The following is an 11,651-nucleotide window of genomic DNA, read 5'->3' as shown; positions in this document are numbered from 1 at the left end:
GGCCGTAGCGGCAGCGATCGCCTCTTTGGCGGTGGCTGTAATGACCGTTTAATCGGTGACTCAGGCAACGACGTCTTAAACGGCGGTGGCGGCAACGATGTCCTGATTGGCGGGCCGGGTAATGATACCTTAATCGGCGGCCCAGGCAAGAACATCTTTGTATTTGAACGTCTCAACCATGGGGTGGATGTGATTGAGGACTTCAAGCCTGGTCACGATCGGATTGACCTGCGCAGTCTAGGCATCAACTACCGCGACATTACCATTGGCCCTTCGATTGGCTTAGGGTTAAATCGCTCGACGGTGATTAGTGTTAATGGTAATAACCTGGCCGTGTTGAGAGACACAGACATCAGCGATATATCCGCCCGTCGCGATTTCCTCATTTGATGGCATAGTCTCCAGTGGCGCAGTTGTGTTCTTCGTCTGGAGATCTGCCCCAACGAGGCATAAAAAACGAGCATGGGTTTATGCGCCCGTGCTCGTTTTTAAATGTCACTTAAGTCAGTCTAGTCAACGCACACTTGGGAGGCGATCGCCCGAGACTTAGCCATTATCCCGGAAGGACGATAGCCATTGGCGCATTTGCTCCGCAGCAATATCGCGGCCACCTAGACCAAAGGCGATGGCAATAGCAACAGCGATCGCTCCTAAGAGCAAGCCGAAGGCTAAGTTGACGATATTGGTGGCAATGCCCATTTGCTGAAGTGCCATGGCCGACACCAGCACAATGATGGAAATTCGAGCCGTTTGACCCACAATCCGAGATTGACGGCCGCCAGAGCTGACGATCAAACTGAAGGCAATGTTCGCGAGGTATAGACCAACGCCGAACACCGCAACGCCGACTAAGACTTGCCCGGAAACGGTGAGGATACCCTGCACCAAAACGGTAAGTTGTTGGAACTGGAGCACTTCTGTAGCCGCCACAGCACCAATGAGCAGAATACCAATCAACACCAGCAGACCCACTATTTCAGAAGGCGTGCGGTATGGAATGGTTTCTTCTTGGAGCATCGTTGGTGTTTCTCCAGGCGCAGGAGCTGCACCGGGGACATCCGATGGCGGAGTAGAGAGGGATCTGGGTAGGCCCAGCCAGGTTAAGACATTGTTGAACCCAACCCCTGCCAAAATACTGGACACGAGATCGGCGACAAATCGACCAATCACATAAAACACCACCATGATGATGGCGGCGGTGAAAATCTTCGGCATGGCCGCCAAGATCTGATCCAGCATGGCCACAGCGGGGTCAGAAATAGCACTGATTTCTAAGGCCCGCAAGGCGGCAACTGCCGTAGGGATCAACACTAAAACATAGGTGACGGTGCCGACCAAGCTAGAGAGAGACAGCGTTCCGGCTGCTTCCGTCAAGCCCATACGGGTACCCAGGCGATCGATCCCCGTGGCACTGAGAAGATTGGTAACAATGCCGCGCACGATGCGGGCAATCAGCCAACCCACAGCCCCAATAATGACAGCGGTCAAAATCTTAGGCAGGGCAGACAGGATTTGATCAAGAAGATTCTGGACTGGGGCAAGGGGCCCTTGCAGATCCAAAACATCCAGAACTAGGGGGAGGAAAAATAGGAAGACAAACCAGTACAGCGCATTGGCCAACGTTTCGTTGAGCACAATCGGTGAATCACTGACTGCTGTTCCTGTTTGTTCGGCAAGCTGGTCATCAAGACGAAATCGCTGTAAGCCACGAAGGACAAACAAGCGAACGATCGTTGCCAACAGCCATGCAACTCCTAGTAGAATGGCAGCGCCGCCAATCTTAGGCAGATAGCTGAAGATCTGATCTAGGAAATTATTCAGCGGCTGAGAAACAACATCCAGCTTCAGCGCCTGCAAAAAGGCCACGATGACGAAGGCCATCACAATCCAGTAGATCGCTGTTGAGATCCACTTTTCTGTTGGCAGCTTCGTGTCATCGGCGCGATCGCCTATGACCCATCTAGCAATCTGGTTGTCGATATCCGTGCGGCTTAGGATGCCGCGAGTAGCAGCGGCAATGGCAGTGGCAATAATCCACCCCACCACCAAAATAGCGATCGCACCCATGAGGCTAGGTAGGAAGCCTCCAAGCTGCGATCCAAGGGTTTCAAGGAATCCATTCATAATGGTTAACTAAAGACTCTCCAACGCACTTCTAAAATACTGGCTCTCACCCTGACCAACCTATACAACCGACATGAAGTACAGAAGGCGAGTGAGCGAATAATAACGAATCGCTGAAGATTTAGGCCTAGCCGGTCTAGCAACTTTATGAACGGCAAACTAGACCAGACATCTAGTCTGGGAACGGGCGAGGAACTCAGGATCCTAGTTGGCTACTAGACGCGATGGCTCAACGTCATGCCAGCCCTTGGCGATCGCACCAATGATGTGATTGCCATCTTGAAAAAGGTCGAAACTCTTGGTGCTAGCTTTTAGGATAGATCTAGGCAAAGACACTAAATCTTCACGGGTAATTTATACCCTGTCTTCGAGGAATTATCTACCCTACATAGGTAGATTCCTGACACGGGTGAGGATGACAAGCATCTCAAGGGTGGTTAAGCATAATGTCGTTGGACATGGCAGAGCAGTATCAAATTTTTGAACAGAGTATCGATATCCGGGCGAGTGCTACGTCCGTGGAGCAATGCTTTACAGATCTCGGGCTCATGCACCGCTGGCTCAACCCTGCCCTACGTTGTGAACCGGTGGGCGATTGGCGGACAGAGGTAGGCAGTCGCAGCCGTTTTGTCATTCAAGTTCCCTTGTGGATGCCTGCGCTACAAAGCGTGGTGGTGGAGCGGGAGCCAGGGTTAGTGGTGTGGCAATTTGAAGGTTTCTTTAAAGGTCGCGATCGCTGGGAATGCTATCCCAGCGCGGTGGGCACCCGTTTGCTGAATCGGTTTGAGTTTGTGATCCCCAATGGTTTAGTACGCTATGGATTCAACACCTTCGCGGCGGATTGGACAAAGGCCGATATGAAAGCTCAATTGCGGCGGTTGAAGCGGGTGGCGGAGGAGGTGTACCAACAGACGGCACGCTAGGGATCGCTCCAAGAGGCTAGCTTTGGGTGTCCAGGGTCGAGGTCTATCCAAAGCTGTACTCTAAAAAGGCGGTTCCTCCTCCGGCATCTGCCATTCAGCTCCAGCCTCTGCTGCGCGACGGCTGGGAGAATCTGTGGGATAGGAATCGGGTACAAGCTCAAGTTGGGGCGGCCGGGCCTTCGATTGAGTATGTCGTCGTTTGGACACCCCTTCCTCTGCTGTTTCTTCCGCAATTACCTCGTAGAGAATGGCATGTTTCTGACCATCACTGCGGCGCAAAATCCGCCCGAGCCGCTGAATATATTCTCGACTAGAGCCACTGCCCGAGAGCAGGATGGCGATGCTGGCCTCCGGCACATCCACACCTTCGTTGAGCACATGGGACGCGACCAAGATGCGGTACTGCCCCTCTCGAAAGCGCTGCAAACTATCGTGGCGTTCTTTGACTGGGGTTTGATGGGTGAGGGCGGGGATCAAGAAGTCTTGGGAAATGCGATAGACGGTGGCGTTGTCATTGGTGAAAATCAGGGTCTGAGCTGGATAGTGCTGCGCTAGCAAATCGTTGAGCACCCGCAATTTCCCTTCCGTGCCTAGGGCGATCGCTTTCGATTCTCGATGGGCCAGCATGGCCCGCCGTCCAGCTTTGGAACGAGCACTTGCCTGGACAAACCGCTGCCAGCCTTGGAGACTGCCAAGCCAAATACTTTCCTGTTGTAAAAATTGATTACGGCGCTGAATCAACTCATCATAGCGATCGCGTTCTTGGGCAGACAGCGCGACTTTAATCTGCACCACCTCATGGTGCGACAGAGAGTGACCGGCCAGGTCATCAGGGGTGCGCAGGTAGACGACGGGGCCGAGGAGATCATCCAAATCCGTATGGCGGCCATCGCTGCGATCGGGGGTGGCCGTGAGCCCGAGCCGATAGGGAGCGATCGCATATTCGGCGATCACCCGGTTAAAGTCGCTGGGCAGATGGTGGCATTCATCGCAGATCAACAGACCGTATTGATTGCCCAACCGTTCGGCATGGATTGCGGCGCTATCGTAGGTTGACACCAGAATGGGAGAGCGATCGCGGGAACCACCGCCCAGTAGACCCACCTCCACATCGGGAAAGGCTGCCGTTAGGTGGGCATACCACTGATGCATCAAATCTAGGGTGGGGACGGTGACCAAGGTGCTGCGCGGTGTGGCCTGCATGGCTAGCTGGGCCAGGTAGGTTTTGCCTGCGGCAGTAGGTAGAACGACAACCCCCCGCCGTCCCTGGTTCATCCAGGCTTGGAGCGCTTCCTGCTGATGGGGATAGGGCGTAAGGCTGACGGCAGGCGTGAGATCAAGGCGATCGAATCCACGGGCGCGATCGTCAATCGTGGCTCCGTCGGCCTGCAGCGTTTCGATTAGGGGACGATAGTGCAGCGCTGGAATGCGAAACCGCTCGATGCGATCGTCCCAGACAGCATGGTCTACCCAGGCTTTGCCTCGGGGCGGTGGATGAAGAATGAGCGTACCGCGATCGAAGGTGAGGGTGGGGGTGCGCGCCATGGTGCCGAACAGAAACCTTGAACTATTGGAACTCTAGCGCGCTCTGGTCTGCGTCGGTTAGTGAGAGCTATCCTCCTGTAAGTGGGCATTGCCCTGCAACGCGCCGTCTCGTGAGGGTTTGACGCATTACGGCTACGCCCAACGCATCCTACTGGGACTGAACCTATCGATAGCGATCGCCCTATAAGAATCCCCTCGATGACCTAGCTTTAGACATCAAGGGGATTGAGGTTGTTCAGGCGAACCGCTACGTCAGGCAGATTGTGACTCTGATGCCCTTCTACATGAGGGGGCTAGAAGATACCAATAGGGATCACCGCTGCGTCCAATCGTGCCTATACTGAGCGATCCATAACTGATTGATCTCTACTAAAAGAGGCGATCGCTTAAATGTTCACTTCGCTGAGTTCGCGGGTCATGTGGTCGAAGGGTTGGTCTACGAACGCCGTATTTTCAATCCCCGCATCAGCCAACATCTCTTTCACCATGGCTTTCATGATTTGAATACCCATGACGGTGGGGCCAATGGGCACGCTCAGCGAGTTGTAGGTTTCGCGCAGCCCTTGCAAAACACGCTCGTCTAAAACATCCGTGTTGCCGGCCACCAAAGCATAGGTTGCATAGCGCAGGTAGTAGTCCATATCCCGCAGGCAAGCGGCATAGCGACGGGTGGTGTAAGCGTTGCCGCCTGGGCGAATCAGCTCAGGAACCTGCTCAAATAGAGTAGACCCAGCGCGCTTGACCACGTTGGATGAATTGGCGTTAATGATGGCTGCTGCCTGAACTCGGGACACCCCAGACTCAAAGTAGGACTTTAGGGTATCGAGAGCATCGCGGTCAAAGTATCGGCCAGTGACGTCGTAGTTTTGAATTAGGCTCGTGACTGCGTCCCGCATGAAGTTTGTCTCCCAACAATTCCTAACAAATGTTTACTATAGGTCGCGGCGCTCTCACAAAACTGAGGAACACCTCTAAGGGGGCAATGGAGCCAATCTAGACAGCCTAGCCCCTCATGACATAGCGATCGCTCCCCTAAGGCTGCCGTCTCGCTCACAATAAGGAATGAATTTCAGACATAAGTGTATCATGCGAGGTTGGCTGTAATCGGGATTCAGCCTAGCCTTCAGCCCTTGAGGATTGTTAAGTTTTGTATGAACTGGGTGAGTAACGGCGGTCAGGTGTCCGGCGAGTTGCTGCTATCGGGGCAGTTGACACCGATTGAGCCCAGCAAGGAATCGGTCAGATTCTGAGACCAAGGGGCGATCGCGAGGTCATGAATCTTTAAGGTTGAAACCTAAGAATTCCACAGAATTCCACCCCAAATTCTCAGAGGACATCAGGGTTTGGTAGCGCTTGATACAAAACGTCGTCAACCCAATTTCTAGGATGATTCAGGTATAAAAGCATCCTCCCTGGCCAATTCCCCGGGGCTCCCGCGATAGAAGTAACTGAGGAAGCTTGGTTTAGGGGAAGGTAAGAGGGGCGATCGCTCCTCGATGGCACGTGTTAATTTGGTTCACTGGGCGATCGCCAAGTCTAGGCGAATCTTCACCTGGGTCGTGGTCTAGCCCTCCGTGACCGAGTTCCCAATCCTCTATTTTTTTGTCCCTCACACGCTGTTTGTTCTGCAACCGCAGCCTGGAAACTAAGGAGTAATTCATGACCAAAACTGCACAAGATGTCTTGAACATGCTCGGCCCTGACAAGATCAAGATGGTCGATCTCAAGTTCATTGACATGCCAGGGATCTGGCAACATCTCACGCTGTACTATGACCAGATCGATGAAAGCAGCTTTGTAGATGGTGTGCCATTTGATGGGTCGAGTATCCGGGGCTGGAAAGCAATCAACGAGTCGGACATGATGATGGTGCCCGATCCAGATTCTGCCTGGGTAGATCCCTTCATGGCAGAGCCTACTCTCAGCTTGATCTGCACCATCAAAGAGCCCCGTACGGGCGAACTCTACGAGCGCTGTCCCCGGGCGATCGCCTATAAAGCGGTTGATTACCTGAAATCTACTGGGCTAGGCGACACCGCCTACTTTGGCCCTGAGGCTGAGTTCTTCGTGTTTGAAGACGTGCGCTTCGATCAAACCGAAAACACCAGCTACTACTACGTAGACAGCGTGGAAGGCCGTTGGAACTCCGGTAAGGAAGAGCCCGGTGGCAACCTGGGTTATAAGCCTCGCTACAAAGAAGGCTACTTCCCGGTGGCCCCCACTGACACCCTGCAAGATATCCGCACCGAAATGCTGCTGACCATGGCAGACTGCGGTGTCCCCATTGAAAAACACCACCACGAGGTAGCCACTGGTGGTCAGTGTGAACTAGGGTTCCGCTTTGCTGAGCTGATCCAAGCCGCCGACTACTTGATGACCTACAAGTACTGCATTAAGAATGTGGGTCGGAAGTATGGCAAAACGGTCACCTTCATGCCCAAGCCCTTGTTTAACGACAACGGCTCCGGGATGCACACCCACCAATCCATCTGGAACGATGGGCAACCCCTATTTGCCGGTGACAAATACGCTGGCTTGAGCCAAATGGCTCTGTACTACATCGGCGGCATCCTCAAGCACGCTCCGGCGCTGCTGGCCTTCACCAACCCCACCACCAACTCCTACAAGCGCTTGGTGCCTGGTTTTGAAGCGCCGGTGAACCTGGCCTACTCCCAAGGCAACCGCTCGGCTTCCGTACGGATTCCCCTCTCTGGAAATAGCCCCAAGGCTAAGCGGCTGGAGTTCCGCTGTCCCGATGCCACCTCCAACCCCTACCTGGCCTTTGCCGCCATGCTCTGTGCAGGGATTGATGGCATCAAGAATCAAATTGATCCTGGCGATCCGTTGGATGTGGACATCTACGACCTCAGCCCTGAAGAACTGGCCAAGATTCCGTCCACCCCTGGCTCGCTGCTCGATGCCCTCAAGGCCCTAGAAGCAGATCACGAGTTCCTCACCGTGGGTGGCGTCTTCACCGAAGACTTCATCACCAACTGGATTGAATACAAGCTCGACAACGACGTCAATCCCATGCGTCTGCGTCCTCACCCCTACGAGTTTGCGCTCTACTACGACGTGTAGACCAGACTCGTCAACGTCTAGGAAACGTCACGGGTTAGCATTGACATCGGGGAGGGTTCAGGATGGTCTGAGCCATCCCCGATGTTTTGATGCAGGTGTCTGGGCGCTTGGGGCAATCCTGTAAATTGTCTGAGGTTCGGGTCACATCGGGGCGATCGCCCCCTAGGATAGCCTATAGGTGTGGTGCCGTCCCCTGGGTGGGATGCGCCAAGCGGTTGAACGCTCAAGTTTACGACCTGTTGCCCTGACTAGCCTTGCCCCTGGTGCTAGATCGCTGGTTAGGTATAGCCGATCGTTAAGCTGTGCGCACCATTCGCATCGTGCCGCTGCCCAGAGAGTTAAAAGACGTTTGCCTTGGATATGCTTTTATGGTGACTCATTTCCCCCATTCTTCCGCCTCGGCTGAGGTGAACGCTGATACCCATCCCGATCCGCTGCGCGTAGCGACGGGTGTGTATGTGACGGTTCATGGTCACTTCTATCAGCCGCCTCGGGAAAATCCCTACCTAGATGCAATTGAGCGCCAGCCCAGCGCCGCACCCTTCCACGACTGGAATGAGCGCATCCACCATGAATGCTACCGCCCCAATGCCTTTGCGCGGATTTTGAACGACCAGGGCGAACTGGTGGGGCTGGTCAACAATTTTGAATACATCAGCTTCAACATTGGCCCCACACTGATGAGCTGGCTAGAACGCCATGACGTGGAAACCTACCAGCGGATTCTAGCTGCCGATCGCCAAAGCTGCGATCGCCTCCAGGGTCACGGTAACGCCATTGCCCAGGTGTATAACCACATTATTTTGCCCCTGGCCAACGAGCGCGATAAATATACGCAAATTCGCTGGGGCAAGGCAGATTTCTACTCTCGCTTTGGTCGCAACCCGGAGGGCATGTGGCTGGCGGAAACGGCGGTGGATGCCGATACGGTGAAGGCGTTGGTGGCGGAGGGCATTCGCTTCATTGTCCTAGCTCCCTCCCAGGCCCAGCGCTGTCGGCTGATTCCCCATGACAACGAAGCGGCCCATGCCGACTGGCTAGAGGTAGGCGGCAGTCAGATCGATCCCACCCAGCCCTACCGCTGTTTTGTGCCCGGGGGCGATCGCCAACGCGATTACCTCGACATCTTTTTCTACGATGGCCCAATTTCCCGCGATATGGGCTTTAACGAAGTCTTGAGCAGTTCCCAGCATTTTGCCGGCCGGATTGGGCAGGCCGTCCGGGGCGATCGCGCCTCCCAGCTCATTTCCGCCGCCACCGATGGTGAAACCTTCGGGCACCATAAAGCTGGACGCGAAAAAGCCGTGGCCTATGCCGTGGCGGTGGAGTTTCCCCGTCGAGGCTGGACAGTGACCAACTATGCCCATTACCTGAGCATTTGTCCACCCACCTGGGAAGTGGAACTCAAGCCCGTAACGGCCTGGAGCTGTTCCCATGGGGTCGATCGCTGGCAGGATGACTGCGGCTGTGGCGGCGGTGGACTATGGCACCAAAAATGGCGGCGACCGCTGCGAGATTCCCTCGATTGGTTGCGCGATCGCCTCGTAGCCATCTATGAAGACGTGGGTACTCAGCTTTTTGGCGATCCCTGGAGCGCTCGGGATAACTACATTCAGGTGATTCGCGATCGCTCCCCTGAGAACATCGCCGAATTTTTTGCCGCCCACCAAGACCATCCCCTCACCGAAGCCGAACGGGTGGACGCCCTGCGCTTGCTGGAAATGCAGCGCCATTCCCTATTGATGTACACCAGTTGCGGCTGGTTTTTTGAAGAAATTTCCCGCCCCGAAGGCGTTCAGATTCTCCGCTATGCCGCCCGAGCTATTGAGCTAGCGGCGGATGTCACCGGCATTCAGCTTGAGCCAGAATTTTTGCGGCGTTTGTCGGCGGCTCCCAGCAATGTGGAGACCTATCGAGATGGGGCAGATCTCTACCACCAGTTGGTGGTGTCGTCTCAGATTACCCACAACCAGGTAGCTGCCCACTACGCCATTAGCTCCCTGTTCACTGCCTATGCCAAGCAACAGCGCATCTATTGCTATACCGCCCATCAGGTGGATTACCAACTGCAGCGGATTGGGGCGCTGACCTTAGCGGTGGGGCAAGTGGTGCTGACCTCAGATATCACCCAGGAACGCGCTGACTTGATGCTGGCGGTGCTGCATTTGGGCGGTTGGGACTTCCATTGCTGCATCCAAACCTTTCCCGGACGACGGCTCTATAGCCAAATGAAGCAGGATATTTTTGACTCCCTGCAGCAGGCCAGCGCCGCCCATGTGATTCTAGCCATGAGCCGGGCCTTTGGCGATCAGTCCTATAGTTTACAAACCCTCTTTGCCGAAGAACGCCACCGGATTATGCGGCTGCTAACCCAGGAAACCCTGACCCGATTGGATCAGCTCTATACCCAGGTCTACCGCGATAACTACGGCGTGCTGATGGCCTTCCAGCGAGATGAACTGGATCCGCCCCAAGAGCTGAAAGTGGCGGCAGAAATTGCTATCACCCATCGGGCCATGAGCGCGGTGCGATCGCTGGAACGAGATACAGGCGACTTCTCCCATCTCAACCTGCAGCAATGCCTAGGCTACGTAGCAGATCTAGATGCGATCGCCACCGAGGCCAACTCCTTCCGCTGCGATCTGCGTCTTCCCCAGGCCAAGCAGGTGATTGAACAACTGGTGATCCGCACCCTTTGGCATCTGTTCCATAGCGCCGAGGCTGATGTGGCAGACGAGATGATTCCTTGGCTGGAAAACTTGATTCAAGTGGGCGATCGCCTCCATCTAGGCCTATCCCTAGATCGGGCCCAGGAGCTATACCTAAAGAGCTTTAACACCCAACTTTTGCCCCAACTGAAGCAATGGCGACAGGCCGGTCTAGAGTCGCCCCATCCCCATCCAGCTTGGTCCCTGTCTCACCTTGGCCGCCTGTTGGAGCTGGGGAGAACCCTAGCCATTGACGTACCCTTTTGGCTAGAACATATTGACCAACTGGAAGGCATCGCCTTTCAGGATCATGTAGAGGTAGAGCAGCTATCTCAAGGACTGATGGCGGATCCTGAGGTGGGTTAGTCATGCGTCAGAGACGTTGGTTGGCACTGCTGCTGGTGCTGGGCGTCATCCTCGGTATCTTGGGTGGCCATCGGCTGTTGAATGCTCCGCTGATCGCCCAGGATTCTATGGCAGAGCAGATGAGCGCGATCCCAGACTTGGCGCTGCCGGTGCGCGTCGATGCCCAACGGCTGATGGCGGATGTTGCAGCCCTGTCTTTTCCTCGGATCGAAGAGGGCGATCGCCTGCAAGCCCTCGATTATCTAGAGCAGTCACTCACGGAATCAGGATGGCAGACCCAGCGGTTGCCCTTTGCCGAGGGTGTCAACCTAGTGGCCCATCTTGGTTCACCCTCACCAGAGCGCGATCGCCTGCTCTTGGCAGCCCACTACGACACCGTTTCCCAATCTCCCGGCGCGGATGACAATGCCAGCGCTTTAGCGGTGCTGCTCGACGTGGCTCGCCTACTGGGGACAGGACAGATACAGACCCAGCGATCGCTCACCCTTGCGATCTTTGATCAAGAAGAAACAGGATTGCTGGGCAGCCGAGCCTTTGCGGCTGATGAAGCCCAGATCCAAGGGCTCCAAGGCGCGATCATCTTGGATATGGTGGGCTATGCTTGCCATCGTCCCGGTTGCCAAACCTATCCAGATCAATTACCCCTGAACCCGGTGAGCGATCGCGGTGACTTTCTCGCGGTAATTGGCGATCGCCCCCATGCAGATCTAGTGGAAGCCTTTGCCCCCGCAGACAGCGATCGCACCCCGCCGATTCTCAGTCTGCTGGTGCCAGCGGAGAGTACCCTGCTGCCCGACGTGGCCCGCAGTGACCATGCCGCCTTTTGGGAGCAGGGCATCGGCGCAGTTTTGGTAACCGACACCGCTAACTTTCGCAATCCCCACTATCACCAGGCCAGCGATCG

Annotated in this window: 8 protein-coding genes; 5 read left to right on the top strand and 3 right to left on the bottom strand. The window is 55.2% G+C overall.

Features of this window, described 5'->3' with window-relative positions; genetic code table 11:
- Positions 1-390 (top strand): M10 family metallopeptidase C-terminal domain-containing protein (locus tag V6D20_08230; GenBank protein HEY9815768.1); only part of this gene is annotated, 390 nt, incomplete at its 5' end.
- Between the two features lie 156 nt (positions 391-546).
- Here V6D20_08230 and V6D20_08225 read toward each other — a convergent pair.
- Entirely contained in the window at positions 547-2,124 is a 1,578-nt protein-coding gene (locus tag V6D20_08225; GenBank protein ID HEY9815767.1) for a mechanosensitive ion channel, read from the bottom strand.
- 446 nt (positions 2,125-2,570) lie between these two features.
- On the opposite strand from V6D20_08225, the gene V6D20_08220 reads away from it, so the two are divergent.
- Positions 2,571-3,047, top strand: a complete 477-nt coding sequence (locus tag V6D20_08220) for an SRPBCC family protein (GenBank protein HEY9815766.1) — start codon at positions 2,571-2,573, stop codon at positions 3,045-3,047.
- Positions 3,048-3,107: 60 nt separating this feature from the next.
- Here the strand turns inward: V6D20_08220 and V6D20_08215 are convergent, their stop codons facing one another.
- Together V6D20_08215 and apcB are read right to left on the bottom strand one after the other, a co-directional pair.
- On the bottom strand, positions 3,108-4,592 hold the full coding sequence (locus tag V6D20_08215) for a DEAD/DEAH box helicase family protein (GenBank protein HEY9815765.1): 1,485 nt from the start codon (positions 4,590-4,592) through the stop codon (positions 3,108-3,110).
- Positions 4,593-4,978: 386 nt separating this feature from the next.
- Complete coding sequence (gene apcB / locus V6D20_08210; protein HEY9815764.1) at positions 4,979-5,488, bottom strand: allophycocyanin subunit beta; 510 nt, start codon at positions 5,486-5,488, stop codon at positions 4,979-4,981.
- Positions 5,489-6,251: 763 nt separating this feature from the next.
- On the opposite strand from apcB, the gene glnA reads away from it, so the two are divergent.
- The 3 genes from glnA to V6D20_08195 all read left to right on the top strand — a co-directional run.
- The gene (gene glnA, locus V6D20_08205; protein HEY9815763.1) at positions 6,252-7,673 is read left to right on the top strand and encodes a type I glutamate--ammonia ligase; all 1,422 of its coding nucleotides are present in this window, start codon (positions 6,252-6,254) and stop codon (positions 7,671-7,673) included.
- A gap of 368 nt (positions 7,674-8,041) precedes the next feature.
- The gene (locus V6D20_08200) at positions 8,042-10,747 is read left to right on the top strand and encodes a DUF3536 domain-containing protein (GenBank protein ID HEY9815762.1); all 2,706 of its coding nucleotides are present in this window, start codon (positions 8,042-8,044) and stop codon (positions 10,745-10,747) included.
- Positions 10,748-10,749: 2 nt separating this feature from the next.
- On the top strand, positions 10,750-11,651 hold a 902-nt coding region (locus tag V6D20_08195; protein HEY9815761.1), incomplete at its 3' end, for a M28 family peptidase.

The organism is Candidatus Obscuribacterales bacterium, assembly GCA_036703605.1.
Classification (GTDB): domain Bacteria; phylum Cyanobacteriota; class Cyanobacteriia; order RECH01; family RECH01; genus RECH01.
Note: the sequence above shows the minus strand (reverse complement) of the source record. Positions and strands in the feature narration are given on the sequence as shown.

Excerpts from the sequence above, each read along its gene's own strand:
- V6D20_08225 (HEY9815767.1), bottom strand. The coding sequence starts at position 2,124 with ATGAATGGATTCCTTGAAACCCTTGGATCGCAGCTTGGAGGCTTCCTA.
- V6D20_08220 (HEY9815766.1), top strand. The coding sequence starts at position 2,571 with ATGTCGTTGGACATGGCAGAGCAGTATCAAATTTTTGAACAGAGTATC.
- V6D20_08215 (HEY9815765.1), bottom strand. The coding sequence starts at position 4,592 with ATGGCGCGCACCCCCACCCTCACCTTCGATCGCGGTACGCTCATTCTT.
- apcB (HEY9815764.1), bottom strand. The coding sequence starts at position 5,488 with ATGCGGGACGCAGTCACGAGCCTAATTCAAAACTACGACGTCACTGGC.
- glnA (HEY9815763.1), top strand. The coding sequence starts at position 6,252 with ATGACCAAAACTGCACAAGATGTCTTGAACATGCTCGGCCCTGACAAG.
- V6D20_08200 (HEY9815762.1), top strand. The coding sequence starts at position 8,042 with ATGGTGACTCATTTCCCCCATTCTTCCGCCTCGGCTGAGGTGAACGCT.